This window comes from Listeria swaminathanii (assembly GCF_014229645.1).
In the GTDB taxonomy this organism is placed as follows: Bacteria; Bacillota; Bacilli; order Lactobacillales; family Listeriaceae; genus Listeria; species Listeria swaminathanii.
This window is the reverse complement of sequence record NZ_JAATOD010000001.1, coordinates 485,610-503,233: the sequence shown is the minus strand read 5'-3', so window position 1 is coordinate 503,233 and position 17,624 is coordinate 485,610. Positions and strand designations below refer to the sequence as shown.

Annotated in this window: 18 protein-coding genes and 2 pseudogenes; 3 read left to right on the top strand and 17 right to left on the bottom strand. The window is 36.8% G+C overall.

Annotation, left to right across the window (positions count from 1 at the left end; genetic code table 11):
• Positions 1 to 98: 98 nt before the first annotated feature.
• From HCX62_RS02490 to HCX62_RS02455, 8 genes and pseudogenes are all read right to left on the bottom strand, one after another.
• Positions 99 to 710, bottom strand: coding sequence for a nuclear transport factor 2 family protein (locus HCX62_RS02490; protein WP_185636892.1), 612 nt, complete (start codon positions 708 to 710; stop codon positions 99 to 101).
• Between the two features lie 80 nt (positions 711 to 790).
• The gene (locus HCX62_RS02485; protein WP_069007902.1) at positions 791 to 1,471 is read right to left on the bottom strand and encodes a Crp/Fnr family transcriptional regulator; all 681 of its coding nucleotides are present in this window, start codon (positions 1,469 to 1,471) and stop codon (positions 791 to 793) included.
• Between the two features lie 123 nt (positions 1,472 to 1,594).
• Entirely contained in the window at positions 1,595 to 2,431 is an 837-nt protein-coding gene (locus HCX62_RS02480) for an alpha/beta fold hydrolase (protein WP_185636891.1), read from the bottom strand.
• Positions 2,432 to 2,548: 117 nt separating this feature from the next.
• Complete coding sequence (locus tag HCX62_RS02475) at positions 2,549 to 3,052, bottom strand: hypothetical protein (RefSeq protein ID WP_185636890.1); 504 nt, start codon at positions 3,050 to 3,052, stop codon at positions 2,549 to 2,551.
• Positions 3,053 to 3,185: 133 nt separating this feature from the next.
• A pseudogene (locus tag HCX62_RS02470) lies at positions 3,186 to 3,330 on the bottom strand (ATP-binding cassette domain-containing protein); the annotation flags it as partial.
• A 4-nt stretch (positions 3,331 to 3,334) separates the two neighbouring features.
• A complete protein-coding gene (locus HCX62_RS02465) occupies positions 3,335 to 4,039 on the bottom strand; it encodes an ABC transporter permease (protein ID WP_185636889.1) in 705 nt (234 codons plus the stop codon).
• Positions 4,036 to 4,725 carry an ATP-binding cassette domain-containing protein gene (locus tag HCX62_RS02460; protein WP_185636888.1) on the bottom strand — a complete coding sequence of 230 codons (690 nt, stop codon included), beginning with the start codon at positions 4,723 to 4,725 and terminating at the stop codon, positions 4,036 to 4,038. Before HCX62_RS02460 ends, HCX62_RS02465 begins: the two co-directional genes overlap by 4 nt.
• On the bottom strand, positions 4,709 to 5,086 hold the full coding sequence (locus HCX62_RS02455; RefSeq protein ID WP_185636887.1) for a GntR family transcriptional regulator: 378 nt from the start codon (positions 5,084 to 5,086) through the stop codon (positions 4,709 to 4,711). The genes HCX62_RS02460 and HCX62_RS02455 overlap by 17 nt, the downstream gene beginning before the upstream one ends.
• A 262-nt stretch (positions 5,087 to 5,348) precedes the next feature.
• Here HCX62_RS02455 and HCX62_RS02450 point away from each other — a divergent pair, with 262 nt between their 5' ends.
• Positions 5,349 to 6,008: a Crp/Fnr family transcriptional regulator gene (locus HCX62_RS02450; RefSeq protein WP_185636886.1), complete on the top strand. Its 660-nt coding sequence runs from the start codon at positions 5,349 to 5,351 to the stop codon at positions 6,006 to 6,008.
• 13 nt (positions 6,009 to 6,021) lie between these two features.
• Here the strand turns inward: HCX62_RS02450 and HCX62_RS02445 are convergent.
• Together HCX62_RS02445 and HCX62_RS02440 are read right to left on the bottom strand one after the other, a co-directional pair.
• Positions 6,022 to 6,171, bottom strand: a pseudogene (locus tag HCX62_RS02445) (family 1 glycosylhydrolase); the annotation flags it as partial.
• A gap of 60 nt (positions 6,172 to 6,231) precedes the next feature.
• Positions 6,232 to 8,133 carry a MucBP domain-containing protein gene (locus HCX62_RS02440; protein ID WP_185636885.1) on the bottom strand — a complete coding sequence of 634 codons (1,902 nt, stop codon included), beginning with the start codon at positions 8,131 to 8,133 and terminating at the stop codon, positions 6,232 to 6,234.
• 517 nt (positions 8,134 to 8,650) lie between these two features.
• Between HCX62_RS02440 and HCX62_RS02435 the strand changes: the two genes are divergently transcribed.
• On the top strand, positions 8,651 to 10,225 hold the full coding sequence (locus HCX62_RS02435; RefSeq protein ID WP_260490792.1) for a MucBP domain-containing protein: 1,575 nt from the start codon (positions 8,651 to 8,653) through the stop codon (positions 10,223 to 10,225).
• 50 nt (positions 10,226 to 10,275) lie between these two features.
• On the opposite strand, the gene HCX62_RS02430 is transcribed toward HCX62_RS02435, so the two are convergent.
• From HCX62_RS02430 to glmS, 6 genes are all read right to left on the bottom strand, one after another.
• Positions 10,276 to 11,835 (bottom strand): InlB B-repeat-containing protein, encoded by a 1,560-nt coding sequence (locus HCX62_RS02430; protein WP_185636884.1) that lies wholly within the window; start codon positions 11,833 to 11,835, stop codon positions 10,276 to 10,278.
• 237 nt (positions 11,836 to 12,072) lie between these two features.
• Positions 12,073 to 12,474 carry a DUF4064 domain-containing protein gene (locus HCX62_RS02425; RefSeq protein ID WP_185502395.1) on the bottom strand — a complete coding sequence of 134 codons (402 nt, stop codon included), beginning with the start codon at positions 12,472 to 12,474 and terminating at the stop codon, positions 12,073 to 12,075.
• A gap of 140 nt (positions 12,475 to 12,614) precedes the next feature.
• Positions 12,615 to 12,953 carry a GIY-YIG nuclease family protein gene (locus HCX62_RS02420; RefSeq protein ID WP_185636883.1) on the bottom strand — a complete coding sequence of 113 codons (339 nt, stop codon included), beginning with the start codon at positions 12,951 to 12,953 and terminating at the stop codon, positions 12,615 to 12,617.
• A 13-nt stretch (positions 12,954 to 12,966) separates the two neighbouring features.
• The gene (locus HCX62_RS02415) at positions 12,967 to 13,446 is read right to left on the bottom strand and encodes a DUF6530 family protein (RefSeq protein ID WP_185568273.1); all 480 of its coding nucleotides are present in this window, start codon (positions 13,444 to 13,446) and stop codon (positions 12,967 to 12,969) included.
• Positions 13,447 to 13,531: 85 nt separating this feature from the next.
• Complete coding sequence (gene ribC / locus HCX62_RS02410; RefSeq protein ID WP_185636882.1) at positions 13,532 to 14,269, bottom strand: FAD synthetase RibC; 738 nt, start codon at positions 14,267 to 14,269, stop codon at positions 13,532 to 13,534.
• A gap of 113 nt (positions 14,270 to 14,382) precedes the next feature.
• Complete coding sequence (gene glmS / locus HCX62_RS02405; protein WP_185636881.1) at positions 14,383 to 16,188, bottom strand: glutamine--fructose-6-phosphate transaminase (isomerizing); 1,806 nt, start codon at positions 16,186 to 16,188, stop codon at positions 14,383 to 14,385.
• 447 nt (positions 16,189 to 16,635) lie between these two features.
• Here glmS and HCX62_RS02400 point away from each other — a divergent pair, with 447 nt between their 5' ends.
• On the top strand, positions 16,636 to 16,848 hold the full coding sequence (locus HCX62_RS02400) for an LPXTG cell wall anchor domain-containing protein (protein WP_185636880.1): 213 nt from the start codon (positions 16,636 to 16,638) through the stop codon (positions 16,846 to 16,848).
• 41 nt (positions 16,849 to 16,889) lie between these two features.
• Here HCX62_RS02400 and HCX62_RS02395 read toward each other — a convergent pair whose 3' ends face one another.
• Entirely contained in the window at positions 16,890 to 17,618 is a 729-nt protein-coding gene (locus HCX62_RS02395; RefSeq protein WP_185636879.1) for a C39 family peptidase, read from the bottom strand.
• Positions 17,619 to 17,624 lie beyond the last annotated feature (6 nt).

Sequence of the window (17,624 nt, the reverse complement as noted above, 5' to 3'; positions counted from 1 at the left end):
TTTCATGAGGTTTATATTTCACTAAGTATAGCATATTTTAAAATGAGACTCCTTCATTTAAAAAGGATAGCTAGTAAAAACTAGCTATCCTTTTTAAATTATTGGAGCAACCACTCATCAGCTTCTTTGAAAAATTGAGCCACTTGCTCCGGGCGATCAATGCCGGGAAGATTATTATCAATCTCATAACCGTTTAATGTTAATGAAAGTGCTAGGCAAGCATAACTTTTTCTAAAATTAGCTAATAGCTCAGCAGGAACATCTGCATTTTTACTTGGAACCACTGGCATCAATGAGTCTTTCTCATAAACTCCTTCAAATGCATTAATGTACCATTTACCATCGATTCGTTCTACTCGTGTCACTAATTTGGCATCAGAATTAAGTTCCATTTCTACTCCATTTATGATGGTGCGTGTTTGGATAGTGGCTTGCATTATCGCCACAGCTCGGTCGTTATTAATCCAAACTTGGGTATTGTATATTTTATGTGGCGCAGGGTTGGTCATTTTCTTTGATGCCTCAATAAAGCCATGCCCAGTTCCTTGAAACCAGGAAATTTTTACGTTTGACTCTTTTGTAAAACAGGTTTCCATTGCGTCCCAAAGTGCATTATCGCGGCAAAATCGTTCAAATTGAACTAGCTCAAGTATGTCTGCCTTTGCTTGTATTTTTTCTGCGGTAAAAGGTTCGTTTCTAGTTAATAACATGTAATCTCCTCCGTATTCATTCTTTTAATACGAATAGCTTACCATTACCGCATACGAAAAGATGTAACGCTGGTTACTAGTTACTCAATAAAAGTATCAAATATAATCGCATCTAAAATAATAACGCTACTTCCTTCGATACGAATAATATTTTCTTTTTGCATTCTGCCAAGCTCTCTCGAAAGTGAAGGTCTTGTAATATCAAGATAGTCGGCAATTTCTTCTCTTGTTTCTGTTAATTCGATACTGCCATCATCGTCTTGGATGCCAAATAAATAATTGCTTATTTTTGCACGAACAGAGTCTTCTGAAACCATTCGTACCTTTTCACCTATATATTCAAATTTTCTAGTAACACTTTTCAATAAATTGACTAATAGTTGGTTTTGTAAAGCTAAATCTAAGGTTTGAAGAGTTTCTTGGTCAATGCCGCTAATTTCTAGTACTGTTGTCGGTTCAAGCACGATCGCATAGTCCCAAAATGGATTACGATGCGAGAAATAATAAATCTCCCCAGCCAGTTCCCCAGGTTCTGTGACATTTTTACCTAGAATTCGCTTACCGCTACTTGTATTTTTAGCAATAGCCGCATTTCCTTTAACTAAAATATATACTTTCGTTACTTCATCTGTATAAAATAAAATTTCATTATTTTTATAGTGCTTCTCTTTAACCGTAATTTTGTTCATCAGTTCGGTTAATTGAGCTTCTGTTATACCTTCGCATAATTGGCTATTTTGCAGTTCAGTTCGAATGTTCATTTTGCTTCTCCTCTTAAATGAAAGTTACTTTTCACGATAAGCATAGACCACTTTCTTCCAAATAGCAATTACGACTACATCAAAAAATTCTGCTAAATTTAATCTTTAGCAGAATTTTTATTTCTATCCCCAGATTGATAAAAGTACTTTAGCGAATCCGGCTGGTTTTTGAATATAACCTAAATGACCACCTGGAATATCCACAATAGTTAGTCCGAGTTGTTTGGCAATAAAGTCGTTAACATCTTGCGGATAGGAACCTTTTGAATCAGTACCGTTAAGTAAGGTAATCTGATTAACATACGGTTTGAAATCGTCTAAAGAAATGTCCGAACTAGTATATTGGCGGATTTCATAAGTGAACCAGTATTTCATTTGTTGCGTTGTTGGGTCTTCTGTCACTTCGTCTATTGTTACGGCTGGTTTCGACATACTTTCAGCGTCAATGGGTGCAATATGAAGTGTTTCCCCAAAAAGTTGCATTGCTTCTGCCATGTTTTTGGTTAGTGCTGTTTGTACAATTTTCTCATTCGCTTCTTGCCACATCTCTGAATCTGGTAAGAATGTATTGATTGGCGGCTCGTGAAAAGCGATTTTTTTAACAACTTCTGGATGATTTTTCAAGACATGCATAGCAACAATTGAACCAGAGCTTGATCCTAAAATATAAACCGGCTCGTCGCTTAACGCTTTTGCGAGTGCAGCAATGTCAGCAGCATCTCTAGTCACTCGGTAATCATCATGCGCATTACTAGCGCGCTCTGGTATAGACTCTGTCAATTCACTGTCCCCGTAGCCGCGACGATCTACCATCACCACAGAAAAAGATTCTTTCAATTGCTCTGCTAATGGCAAAAAGATGTTCCCTGTTCCATTTGCTCCTGGTATAAAAATAAGAATAGGACCTTGTCCAACTTTCTGATACGCTAATTTTGCTCCTTCAATGTTTAAAACGCTCATTATGACCATCTCCTCTAATTTATCTAAAATCTAACTTTAGTATAGATGGCTTTTGTGATTTCGTCTGTAACCGTGGTTACGAAATGAAAAAGCTGTCTCAAAAAATACCCGCCACTCTTATTCCGCCACGATCGCTTTTGTTAAATCTTCCACAAAATCTTGTTTGTTTTCTGCTTTCGATGCTTCGGAAATAGCATCAATATCTTTCGGCTTATCATCCCAACGGCCAGAATCTGCTGTTACCGAAATATGGATACTTTTATCTTTATTATCATTCATAAAAGCGGATACGTTTTCTGGGATATCATTGGACTGCACTGTAGTGAATAGAACTACTTTGTCATAATCATCTGCTTTTACTTTGTCTAATGTTGTTGTATCGATAATGGAAACATGTACATTTTTGCCTTCCATATCTTTTTTCACTTGGTCCATTACACTGTCTTTGAATTTACTACCTTGAGTTGCAAGTAATACATGGTTCCCTGTTGCTGCTTGATTTATTTCGGCATTTTCAGTAACATCCATTGATTTAATAAAACGGTAGGATAACATCACTCCTACGAATATGACTGCTGCAATTCCTACGAAGATTAAGCTAATTTTTAGTGATTTTTTCATGTTAAATTCCTCTTTTCTGTTAAGTGATTCCAAAAATTTTGGATAAACTTTGTGTTTCCAGCCCAAAAGCTAGTAGAATGGTGATAATCCAAGTAGCTGTGCCAAGTGTGACTAATAAATTCCGAAACTCCTATTGAAAAATGAAACTGATATGATACAAATCTAAATCAATATCTTGTAAATCTTCCCCGGTATATAAAACCTTTCCTTGAATAGTCCGTATCAAGTTCACTAATGATGTTTAATAAAGTGGACTTTCCGCGACCGCTTTTTCCAATAGTTTCAAACAGTGTCCATTTTTTTGGATTTCATATAAATGTAACTTCCGGCAATAATAGAACATAATGTTGCGTTCCAAACAATGGATAACAATGAAATTTCAAAGTGACCACTTGGTAAAATCGAAATAATTCCAGCGCTGTTATAAATGTGCAGATAATATTCAGCAAGCAAATTCACGATTAAAATTCCGAACATCAATAAGATAACGGCTGCTTTTTGAGCATAACTTGCTTTCACATGATCTTTTAACCAGCCCACTGGGATAACAAAATAGCAAACAAACATGGCGATAAATAAGAACATCATCAACGTTCCTGAAGCAAAAGATAGTGCATCGCCAGCTTCCATGCGTCCTGTTTCAAACCCGTAATACCAAATAAAAACACTTTGAACTAAAATAACCGTAATAGCTGCTAAATAAGCGGCGAATAGTTTTCCAAAAAACTTCTTCATTTCTGAAAACCCAGAAAGGGATGCAAGTGTTAAGTTTTCTTTCGATGTATCTAGTTTGGTTATTTTCCAAGTAGTGATTAGAATTAGAAGTACACTCATCACGGTCGTTCCGCGAATAGCTCTAAAAAGTAAATCTGGCCCTTCCATTAAGTTCATTGTTAAACCTACTAAATTCAGTCCCCAGATAATGGCTAGTCCAATCAAAAGTATCGGACTAATTTGTTTTAAATAAAAAGTGATCATTTTTTTCATTTGTTCATTTCCTCCTTATAGAAATCGATTAATGCGTTGCCTGTTTCCTCGCGATAAGTTTCTGTTTCTATAGTTTTTAACGTGTTATCTTTAATTAGCCAAAGTTTGTTATATAATTTTTCGGTTCCTTCTAAATGGTGCGAAGAAATAATCGTGATAGCATCTGGATTTGTTTCGCTAATAATAGCTTTCATTACTTCTGAACGAGCCATAATATCGATACTCGCAAAAGGTTCATCATAAAGATAAACTTTGGCTTTTCTTGCTAAAACACTACCAATTTTCACTTTCATTAACATACCAGTTGATAGTTCGCCAAGTTTTAGTCGTTTGTTAATTCGCCATCCAGCAAGTAATCTATCCCACTTCTCTAACTCCATATCTTCAAAAAGCAAAGCATGTTGTTTCATAAAATTTTCTATAGTAATACTTTTTTTCGCGTAAAGTTCATTATTTAAATAAGCGATTTGCTGGCGGATATCATTGGTAGTAAATAGTTCATTGTCTAATTCCAATGTGCCACTATTCGGTTTCTTCAAGCTTGCTAACATATCTAGCAAGGTTGTTTTCCCGCTACCATTTTCACCAGTGAGTACGATCATGTCGCCTGGCTTTGCTTCAAAATCCACATTTTGTAAGACTAATTTATTTGGATAGGATTTAGCGATATTATTTCCCACTAACATTTACTTCTACCTCCTCTACTTTTTTCACCCAAGCGATAATTTTTTCTTTATTAATTCCTAATTTACTCATTTCACTAATAAAATTTTCGGTAAGTTGTTTTGCGATGTCATTTTCCAATTGCTCAATTCTCCTCTTATCTTCTGTCAAATATTTACCAGTACCTCGAACGGTGTAAATAATTTCCGTTTCTTCCAGTTCTGCATAAGCTCGCTGGATGGTTGTCGGATTTACTTCTAACTTTGTTGCTAGCTCTCTAACAGATAGTAGCTTGTCACCAGCCTCGTATGTTCCTGCAACAATTTCTGTCTGAATATAATGAACGATTTGCTTATAAATGGGTTTACTATCATCAAACTTCATAATTTCCTCCTTTCGCCTGTCTGTCCGTATCACCGTACCATCTGGGTCACACTGGCTATGAATGTACTATATCAAAGGATTTTCACGTGATTTATACATTTAATATATGGAAAATGCCTTTTCGTTTCGCAAAAAAATATTTTCTTCTTAGAAATGCATACAAAGCGCTATTTTATCGAACGTCACAAACTGTTCAAAATTCTTTTTCAAAATAAATAGCGTATACTAAAAGGGTAAATACATCCGAAAAGGAGTGACACGAATGCCAGAAAAACTTGATACCGTATTTGGCTATTTAAAAGAATTTCCGGATTACTATAAACATGTAAAAAAGCAAACCTATACAATGAACGAAAAAATAATTTTCGAGGAAGAAAAAGCAAAACATATCTTTTTCGTGTTAGAGGGTTATGCTGCAGTAGAATTAGAGGACAATTTAAGAAAAACAAACTATATTTCTGTATTTGTTCTTCCATATAATATTTTAGGAATTGACGCGTTCTCCTCTTATCCGAAAAAAAAGCATAGTATTACAGTCATGAGCGAACGGCTCGTGCTTTATAAAATTGATGCGGACTTCTTGCTCAATATATTGTCTGTGAAACCTGATGTGAATGATTTTCTTCTAGCTAGTATTGCGGATGTTTTCGCTCGCCACTATGCACTTCTTGGAATGATTGCCAAAACGCCGAAAGAACGGATTTATATGGCTTTGGAAAATCTTGCAGTTGAGATGGGCACTGAAGATGAAGAAAGAAATGAAATTGTATTACCAAACTTTATCAATCAGTCAGTCCTTGCCAGATATTGCCGCACGACGCAGCCAAACATATCCAATTTATTAACCGAACTTGTGACAGAAGAATTTTTGATCAACAAAAAAAGCCCTTACCGGATTGATAAGGACTCTTTGGATATATGAGATTTATATTAATTTAATAACTTAAATCATTTCCATTAGTTTCAATTACTTTTTTATACCAATAGAAACTTTTCTTCTTCAAACGTTTATAGCTATCCTCTTTATCAACATAAACAAAGCCATATCTTTTCTCGAAACCTTCACGCGTTGCATAAAGATTGGTACGTATCATTGGTATTTTTTCGTCGCGTGCACCCATCTCATTTTCCAAAATTAGAAGATGTTAGCTATGTTTTTGCTTTTTACGCCAGAAGAATAAACAAAATGCCACACATATAGCAATGAAGCCAAATAAACTATAGATAATGCTATCCAAAAGATTATCCCCAGTAGTAGGAAGTTTTAATTTACCCGCTACAGTGGATGTTTCACTTTGTGTTGGCGTTATTTTTAATGTTGGCGATTTTGCTGTTTGTTTGTCTGGTGTTTTTGGTGTAGTTGAAGCACTTTGTTCGCTTGGTGAGCTCGGATCTGATGGTGTAACTGAGTTCGCTGGTATATCTTTATTTTTCACTGTTACTTGAATAGTGATACTTTCTCCAGCAAAGCTATACGTTACTGGGTAAATGCCAGCTATCGTTGTATCCACCGTCCCTTCAACCGTCACATCATCAAAGGAAACTGCTGCACCAAAATTATCACTTACGCTATCAAAATTATCTGCCGCAGTCCAATTATCACCCACATAAATCATTGAGTCATGCGCTTTAATCATTGCTGGCACGGCTTTATACACATACACGACTGCCTGCGGATCAGCTTCAAATATTCCACTTGCATTGGTTGGTAGTTTGCTCTCATCTAGCGTAAAGCCAGCAATTTCTTTCGCTCCTGCTTGATAGGTGTCATCTAGTTTGCCAGTCAAATTGTCAGAAGTAGTTAGTTCGTTACCATTTTCATCTACATATTTTACCGTGACTGGCGCGCCTTGATTCTCTTTGTACACATACGTTACAGACAATGGCGCGTGATCAAATGTGCCAATTGCATCAGTTGGTAATTTAGAACTATCTAATTCATATCCATCAATTGCTAATTGGTATTCGTCGGTTGTTACATCATAATCATCGCCTACAAACCCACTAACTGTCTGTGGTTCGTGAATGGTTTTTCCGGTTTCATCGATGTAATTAACTGTTAAATCCCCCGCTACCGTACTTACAATGCTGATACCAAATGTTGTTTGATTTTGCGGATTGTTTGGTGCATTATCGAGTACAACACGAATATTATGGTAGCCAGAACTTAAACTCTTTAAAGAAATACTGATATCAGAAGTTAACTCGCCCTCATAAAGCAGTTTTCCGGAAGCATCATCCGTAATTGTTACCTCGTGCCCTTCATAGAGCTCCGTTTCAAACATAAATACCGCTTGTAAATCGATAAATGTGGAACTACCTGGAAGAAACGGCGTAATAAAAGCATCATTTTCCAAGTTGCTAATATAAGTTGTTGTCGCCTTCAAATGCCCACCATATTCCGGGGTAGTAGCTGGATAAATAAAAGTTGCATAGGAGTAAATACTTGGTTCAGGTGCTCTACTATTAATTGTCACTTGGTTACCCGAAACATTTACTTCATTTTTCCCTGTTCTATTTTCATATAAGCTCAAAGGGATTTGGCCAACTAATCTGTTTCTCTGCAATGCAATCGACGGAATATTTCCAAGGCCATCAGGAATTGTTCCAGTCAATTTATTGAAATCTAATCGAAGTTCCTTTAGCTTTGTTAATTCCCCAAGTTCAGCAGGAATCGTCCCAGTTAAATTATTACTGTATAAAATCAAAAATTCTAATGAAACAAGATTTTTAATTTCAGGCGGCACTTCCCCCGTAAGCCCACGATCAGTAATCGTAATCCTAGTAATTTTCGCCAAGTCCTCGAAGGTTAAATCTACCCCAACTGCTTTTGGTGCGAGTTGTTTATTTACTTCATTAATTAACCACGTCTGTCCTCCCAAATCTTGAGCAGTAACTATATCCGTAGCCGCGTTTGTTGCATTAACTTGTTGTTTGGTCTCCGTTGTCGCAGCGCCCTTTTCAAAGGCTAATCCAGAAAGTGGATTAACGCTAAAAATACTGAACGATATCATCATTACCGAAAGAAAAGTAATTGTTTTTTTCATTAATTCACAGCCTCCAGTTCGTTTTTATTACTACTAAAATTATACTCTATCTCATTTGATAGAAATTCCTTGTACAATAGTAAAAAAATGGTTTTTGTGACTATTTTGTGTAAATTAATAATCATAAAAAACGCCTTCTCCATCGATTGAAAACAGACTTTTCGTGTCTAAACTATTCGCACAAATTCCACTTCCCAAAATATCCTCCACTTCCAAATCCAACCAAACAAGCTCGCAAAGCCAAGTTATACAGCTATTTCATTCCGATTTAAAGTGCTCAATAAATAATTTTCCTCTGCTAAAAACAGTTTTAAAAAAGCTTAAAATATTTTTTATTACTGTTTCGCGCACACAAATTACCATTTCTACAATTTTGTAAAATAGACATTTTTTAGACACATTTAACAAAATGAAGCCGATTTCGAGGTCTTTTTTTAGTACTCGTTTGAAATAGAAAAATAATATAATTAACTAATATATGACAAATTTACAAATTACAGACAGGATGTGCCACAACTTGAGAAAAATTATTCTCCTTTTAATTTGTTTGCTGATACTTGCCACTCTAATCCCTTTTCTTTTTTCAAAAGCAAATGCGGAATCTGTGTCTTGGTTGGAAGAAGAATTAGAAAATAACGAACCATTCATTGCAGCTACCGAACAACGACTAAATAAAAGTCGCGAAGATATTACATTAGCGGACATAGAAACTGTTACAATGTTAAGTCCAGAAGGTGCTTCCTTTATTCCCGAAAATATTTCAGATTTTAAGAATTTAAAGAATCTGACTGTCATTTCCGGAACAGTGAGCGAGGTTCCTGATAGCGTAGGTCAATTAAAGAAATTAGAAGTATTAAATTTATTTTCCAATAATTTACATGAGTTTCCTATGGTTGTTTTTCAACTGCCCGCTATAGATTCATTGCAATTAGAAAATAATTCTATCAAGGAAATACCAGATAACATTACTCAATTATCTTCCAGTTTAACTAGCCTAAACATTCGAGATAATAAACTAATCTCGCTACCTTCTGAGATTTTCAAGATTAACTGGGCTAGTAATTACTGGCCTCCCCTTGATTTGAAACCATTAGCTGTGATCATGAGCGGAAATCAAATTACGACGGATATTCCTCCAGGCTATCTTGATGACTTTAATAATGGTGGAAATATGCTAGAACATTACGATTACAGACAAGGCCAAGATCAATTAGTTTATAACGGTGAACCTATTACTGTTCCGTATAAAGCTGACTTTAATCAATTAACACCAGACAAATCCCAGCTCGGTTTAGCTTCTGGAAAAGCACTTTTTGATACACATGAATTTAAGTATGAGGACGATGGTTCTTCTATTCTCTCTGATGGTATCGCGAAAACGCCCGGAGAAGGCTTCATTATTATCAAAAGTACCTTATCAACAGATTCCAATACTTTTGCGAAAGTACGCGTTCCAATTATCGTGGAACAGCCGCCAATTGGTGGGGACATCACAGTAAACTATAAGAGCAATACCGGCGAAACCATTGCCTCAGCCGACACATTAACAGGCTTGCTAGATGCTAAATACAGTTCCAAACCAAAGAAAATCCCTGGTTATACACTGACAAAAACACCAGCAAACGCAAACGGACTTTATACATTAGAAGCGCAAACCATTAATTATGTTTATACGAAAAATAGAAGTTCCAAAAGATCAGCTATCCTTGAGGTACAATATGTCGACTCTAACAATAAAATAATTAGCACCCCTTCAACCTTAACCGGTACTGTCGGAAATGCTTACAATGTAAAACCGAAAAGTATCCCCGGCTATCAACTGGAAGCAACTCCAACCAACATCAATGGAACTTTTGGAGAAACACCGGAAAAAGTCATCTTTGTTTACAAGAAAACAAGTAACATAGACACAACAGTCACTCCCGCTACTCAAAATGAGGTTAAAAATAAGACTGGAAAAGTGGCTGGAAATAGCACTGGAAATACAAAAAAGTTACCGAATACTGGTGACAATAATCCCGTAAAACAAGTAGCTACAGGCTTACTAGTTTTCACTTCTGCATTAATTATTTGGAGAAAAACTTCTAAATAATAACGACTAAAAAACCGACAAATAATTTTGTCGGTTTTTCTTTTATATGATTATGCTTGTTTTTTCTTCCAAGCGAAAACGGATGCTCCAACAAGAACTAATCCTAGTAAAATTAAGTACGGTGAACTATCTCCCGTTTTCGGCAATTCGCTTGTTGCTATTTTTTCTGGTGCCTTTTCTGATGCTTGTGTTGTTTTATTTTTAGTTGCTTTTTCTGCTATTTCTAGTTTAGAAGTATCTTCAGTAACACTTGGATTTGCTGAGTCTTCTGAATCTCCCAAGTCTGTTGATTCTTCTGATTCAACTGGAAATACTGGGTTTGCAGGTTCTGTTTTTGTTTCAGTAAACTGGGCATATAACGTAATATCATTAGCCGGCATTTTATCTGTCGCAAAATCCCATTTCTTTCCGCCTGTTGACGCATCATACCATCCCTCAAAAGTGAATCCTTCTTTGGTCGGTTCAGTTGGCTCAGAAATTATTACGTCGCTTTTATAGGATTCTGTAGAAATGGAACCTTCATTATCAAATGTCACGGTAAATCCATCAACTAGTGGTTGTGAGACTTTACCGCTAAAAACTCCTGTAGTTTGACCAATTTGGTTCGTCTCAGAAAACGAATAATCTACATTCGCTACAAAGTTAGGAAGTTGCCAATTTAGCATAGAACCAGAGTAGCTACCGTTATTACTAATTATTTCAGGTGTTATCGCCTTTCCTTCGATATTCTTCACACTATTCTCCAGTGTTAAATCATTGGAAAAAGTTTTTGACGGGCTCGTAACACTTTGGTTTTCTGCATAAAAATAGTTTAATTTGCTAAAACCAGTATTTTTTAAAGGACTGATATCGCTAATGTGATTGTTACTAATATCAATGTAAAAGTTATCCGTAAATGCATAGTCTGAATATAGCGTCATTGTACTTAATGGACTAACATCACTTATCTCATTATCATTAAGTGTCAATTGATGAAATGCTTTACCAGAAAGTGGACTAATATCTTTAATTTTATTATTATCCAAATAAATATAAACAAATTGGTCCGCTGGGAAATCTTTTAAAACACTTATATCACTTATATTATTCTCACCAAGAACTACTTGGTTTATTTTTGAAAATGAACTAAATACACTTATATCACTTATATTGTTCCCTATCGCATCTAAATGTGTTATTTCTTTTGACTTACTAAGCGGCGACAAATCGCTTACATTACTATACCTAATATCTACTATTCTCAACTCTGCTAATCCTTCTAATGCGGAAATATCACTGACAGAATGGTTTGGAATAGCCAGTTCTCTTAGATTATGAAGATATTCTACACCTTCTAAAGAATAGATCATCGGCACCGTTCTACTACTTTGGATAGTATCGTTCAGCTTCGTGATTCCATCCAAATCGGCCTGCGAAACTTCACTAGTTGTACTTTTCCCGGTTTCTCTAGCAACTAATTGAGCCACGCCTTCATCTGGAAAAATCTCATTAATTGGCTTTGGAGCTTGTAAAATGTCAGTAGTATCGGCAGAAGCATGCTTTGGTGAGCTAACAAAACTAATTATAAAGACAGATAAAGCAAGTAACAATAATGTCATCATTTTTTTCATTAAATTATTTATTCCTCCTAGAAGTAAAATTAATTGTGTAATTTAAACTTAACTACTAATATTATACTCTCGTTTTTTATATATAAAGTACTAAATTAGGAATAATTTTCTAGCAACCAGCTCGAAATGTGAATAAAACGTGAACAATATTGTAAGGATTTACTTTTTTAATAATTTTATCCAAAAAAAAAGCTGTAACAAAATGATTGCTCATCTTGTTACAGCCTATCTATAAAATTAGCTTAAAGAAGCTGGTACTTTTCTCGCTAGGCACATAATACCTGCGATAATTGCAAGAATGCCTGGAACAACCCAAAGTAGTCCTACTAAGAAGAAACCTACAACGCCAGCTATAAGCGTCAAGATACCGAATACTTTAGCATTACGTTTGATTAATACTGCAAAAACAATCAAAGCGATACCAATTACTAAAGCAATCACTGAGAAAATTACTGTTAAGCCACCTGCAGCAGCAAGCGCCTCACTATCAGCAGTAGTCATTGAAGCTGCATTGGATAGCTCTTCGCTTCCAGATAGAGCAGCAAGAAGACCTCCGCCTGCGATTCCAGTAATACCTGCAATAATACCTGTAATTCCAGCGATTAAACTTAAAACAAATTCTGATTTTCTTGGATTCATGTTTAAAACCCTCCCTTTTTTATAGTCAATTAATATTATAACATTAATTTTATCGGGAAAATATAGACATTTCGTGACTTTTTATCTAAATAAACTTTTTAATATACAATTTTAATTCATAAAAAAAAGACCTTTATCACTTAAAGGTCTTCTCGTTCTAGCCATAAACTTAGTAGCACATCGTTTTCTTCTTTGATATCGTCCTTTGTCATTTCGGGTTTAATATCTACTTTTTCGAGAATTTCAAAGGTGATGGTCTCGATTCCGTATTGTTTTGCTTCTTTCGCCATTTCTGGTGGAAGCATGTTTCCAGCGCCGATTTTCACTCCGAATGCTAATTTGTTCGCTATGCCTTTTAAATCCATCGTGTTATCAATCAGGTATTTGCCGCTTTCTTTGCTGATGAAACGATATACGCCGGCATCTGGAGCTTTTTCTTTGTATGCGCGAATGAGTTCTTTTCGATTGTCTTTATTCACTTATTTCACGTCCTTAATAACCTGCTTCTTGTAAAAGTTTGCTGAGTGTTTTGAGGCGTTCACTGAGAAGTTCGTCGTCGTTTTTTAAAGCTTGTTCGAATAATTGGATGTCTTCATCGATATATTCATTATCTTCGCAAACCGCGATAGTCAGCGCATCTCCTTGCAAACCAATACGATCAAGCGTGGGATTTTCTTTATCATAAAAATGAGGTAAACGGTAAGCATCTTTAAAATGGACTTTGGTTCGTGCGATTAAAATAGCTAAATCAAGTACGCGATGTAAAGGCAGTTCTTCGGATTGACGCGACCATTTATCACCAGTATGACGCCAAACTTTGGCTGAAATATCTACTTTACCGCGGTCATTCCACTGCGCAAGTCCGAGTGAAAGTCCTTTTGCATCAGAGTGATAAGCATTTTTGCCGTCTACTTCTTCGTAATTTTCGACAACAATTACTGGTTTATGTTTTAAGGTAGTTGGAATCTTCATGAGATTTCTCCTTTTAAATTTTATTAATTTACTAAATTAGTATATTACTAATTTTATAAAATGTAAAGAAAAACTTCCCTAATTACTAGGAAAGTTCATTTTTCATATGTAATTGTTGCAATCCATCTGGTAAATCGACTTGGATAGTACGGTTGTTGGTTACTTTTACGTGTCCTGCATCGGTTTGATAGGTGCCAGTTGCCGGGAGAACGTAATCATCTAAGCCTATCATTTCGCCGTTTTCAACTATGCCGGTAATGTACCACGGATGTCCGAGGAGTTGTTCTGCCTCTATGAAATGGCCGCGCCGAATAAAGGCTCGGATGTTGGTAGAACTGATTTTTGTTTGGTTTGTTTCAATTACTGGGACAGATGTGACACCAATGCCATAGGGCTCGCAAAGGTCCCGGAGTAAATCTACATCCGAATCACGCCCTTTGCCGAAATTGAATTCGGAGCCAACGACGATATGCGATAAATGTAGGTTGGTCAAATGATCAGTGACAAATTCTTCTGGCGTCGTTTCAGCATACCTTGGCGTGAAAGCTGTTTCGATTAAATGGTCTACGCCGTAATGTGCGAGCCAGCGTTCTTTTTCCATTCTTGGTGTGAGCATTTCGCGATATATTTCGATTTGTTTTAAAGCCCAAAGTGGATGCGGGCTGAAACTGATGGCCGTTAGTATTTCGTTTTCCTTTTTGATGGATAAAGCTGTATTTAAAATGGTTTGATGACCGAGATGTACTCCGTCAAATTTACCGATTGTTAAAACTGCGGGACGGCTATCTTTATTTGGTTCGAGCGTTACGTGTGATACTTCCATTGGCTGATTTCCCCCATTCCTCTTTAAGTTTAAAGCATAACAAGGGGCGCGTGCAAATTTATTGATTGCGTAAAAAAAGACCTTTTCTAATTTCGAAAAGGTCTTTAAGAAATTTATTCTACTGTTACACTTTTTGCTAAGTTTCTTGGTTTATCGACGTCACAGTCACGGTGAAGTGCTGCGTAATAAGCTAGTAGTTGGCACGGGATAACACTTGCTAGTGGAGTTAATAACGGATGTACTTGCGGAATGACGAAACGGTCACCTGGTTGAGCGACGTTTTCCATTGCAAACACACATGTTTTTGCTCCACGTGCTAATACTTCGTTGACATTGCCGCGGATATTCCAATTGATTGATTCTTGCGTGATAAGGGTTAAAACTGGTGTACCGTCTTCAATTAACGCGATCGTTCCGTGTTTTAATTCTCCACTGGCAAAACCTTCTGCTTGGATATAAGAAATTTCTTTTAGTTTAAGAGCGGCTTCCATTGCCACGAAGTAATCGATATTTCTACCTAGGAAGAAAGCATTGCGCGACGTTGCTAAAAACTCACCGGCGATATGCTCGATAACTTCTTTGCTAGAAACCATTGCTTCCATTGCAGTTGCCACAATACCTAATTCAGCAGCTAAATTAATTTTAAGTGCTTCGGCATCGCCAAGTTCACGACCAAGCGAAACAGCAAGTACTGCCAAAACGGAAATCTGCGCTGTGTAGGCTTTTGTTGATGCAACGGCAATTTCTGGTCCCGCGAATAAATACATCGAATGATCCGCTTCACGGTCAAGTGTCGAGCCTGGTACGTTTGTTAATGTTAAAGTGCGGTAACCAAGTTCTTTCACTTTCACAAGACATTGGCGGCTATCGGCCGTTTCACCACTTTGAGTGATAAAAATGAATAGCGGTTTTTTAGACATTAACGGCAAGTTATAACCAAATTCACTGGAAACATGAACTTCTACAGGGATTTTCGCCATTTTTTCGATTAAGTTTTTTCCGACTAAGCCGGCATGATAACTCGTTCCGCAAGCAACGATGTGAATGCGGTCAGAAGATAGGATTTCGTCAATGATTGTTTTGTCGACGTTGATTTCGCCAGCTTCGTTTTGGTATGCTTGGATGATTTTACGTGTTACAGCTGGTTGTTCGTCAATTTCTTTTAACATATAGTGCGGGTAAGTACCTTTTTCGATATCAGATGCGTCTAGTTCTGCTTTGTAGCTAGCGCGTGTGATTTCTTCGCCTTCTAATGTTTCTAAAGTGAAGCCGTCTTTTGTTACGATAACGATTTCTTTGTCCATAATTTCCACGAATTCGTCCGTTTCTTTCAGAACAGCCATTGCGTCACTTGCGATTACGTTGAAGTTCTCGCCTTTCCCGATTAGTAATGGGCTTTTGTTTTTTGCTGCGTAAAGTGTTTCTGTATCGGTTTGGTCGATTAAGCAGATTGCGTAAGAACCATGAAGTAACGATAATGCTTTTTTGAATGCTTCTTTTGTAGAAAGTTCTGCTGCGAAAAGTTCAATAAGCTGCACGATTACTTCTGTATCTGTATCACTAATAAAGGAATGATCTTTTAAATATTCTTCTTTTAAAAGGGTATAGTTTTCAATTACTCCGTTATGAACGATAGTAAAACGACCAGATTTGCTTTGGTGCGGGTGGGCGTTTTCGTGATTTGGTTTGCCGTGAGTTGCCCAGCGTGTATGGCCGATTCCAGTAGTACCGAATGCGTCGCTTGGCACTAGGCTTGCAAGATCAGCAATCCGTCCTTTTTCTTTTACAACGGTTACTAGTTCTTTGTTTTGTAGGGCGATTCCAGCTGAATCATAACCACGGTATTCTAATTTTTCAAGTCCTTCTAATAAAATGCCTTTTGCATTGTTTGTTCCAATATATCCTACGATTCCACACATAATAAATTCCTCCAATAATTAACTTGAGGGCAGACTTGTCCAATTTCAAGCCCTCTACATTTTTTGGTTTCCTTGGAGGGGTAAAAAGCATGTTTCATTACTACTCTGTCCACTTGGTCGCCCAAATGATTTGTAAGTAAGACTTAACGACTGCATGCACAGCCGGGAGACTCCCGCCGAAATTTCGATTAATCTCCTCCTCGTCAACTGATTCGTTACTTTTCAGGAATTTCACCTTCAAGCATTTTCGTTCCAATCAGTTCTGGCGCTTCTATTTAGTTGTACGATCCTCCTTCGTTACTTTTCAAGGAAACAAATTCATTTTACAATAATATGTATACTAGGTCAAGCATTATATAAAGCCGTTTGATTAAAATTGGTCTATACATTGACAAAAAATAGCAAATGCCTAATAATATAGATATGATATGAAAAGGAGCGAGCTGAATGGTTTTTTCCAAAAAAATAGTTGCTGGTATTGCTGTTATGATTTCACTTGGCTTGATTTATTTCCGCATGAGTACGGCTCAGGCATTTGAAAATACAAGTAATGCTTCACTTCTTCCCTCTACTGGAGACGCATTTTCGGTTTGGCCGGTTGTTATTGGAGTACTTCTTGTAGTATTTGCTGTAGTACTATTTATTAAGAAAAGAATTTAAAAAAACGTTGGAGAGCATGTTGTATGCTTTCCAACGTTTTTTTATGGGCGGCTTAGGTAAATGGCTTGTTTTCCCATTGCGGACCAGCCTTCTTCTAAGACACTTCTTTTTACGGCGCGATTTTTATGTCCGTATGGATCGTTAATGTAAAAATTATTTTTATCAAACCCGGTAATCACGACACTGTGCATCGAATACGTGATTTTTTTTGTGCCTTCTTTAGTTTGCACGGTTTGCCAGTTTTTTGGAGCATGGTAATCGGTCGTTGTGATAATCCAAACTGGAGCGCCGGTGCTTAGTACGGTGATAATATCGTGAATACTGTTGCCGCTAATATCATGTACGTGCGCTTCGTTAACGTATTTAGCTGCTAGTTTGGCAATTGGAGCATGATTCACTCCAAGGCCAGGACTATCGCCGTTAATGCTCCCAACGAACGCTTTATCTGGGTTACCATGTAAGCCGTTTTGTTCGATTGGCGTGGATGGGAGATTACTTGCTAGCTCGTTTTTAGTTACGTTTTTCCCAGCAAACTGTAAGAGCATCGCTAGACTAGTCACTTCACAGCCGTTAAAAAGGGACGGCGCATCCATTTGATTCACTAAGGGCACATCTAATCTTACATTAAAAGGTTCGTTGTCTAGTTTGTAAACTACTTTCGCGCTTTCGAGTTTGACGTTTGGTGAATAAAAGGTATATTTCGTATTTAGAAGGGTCAAACTAAATATACACGCTGTAATAACAAGCAGTGATTTTATCCAAATTCGCATGGTAGA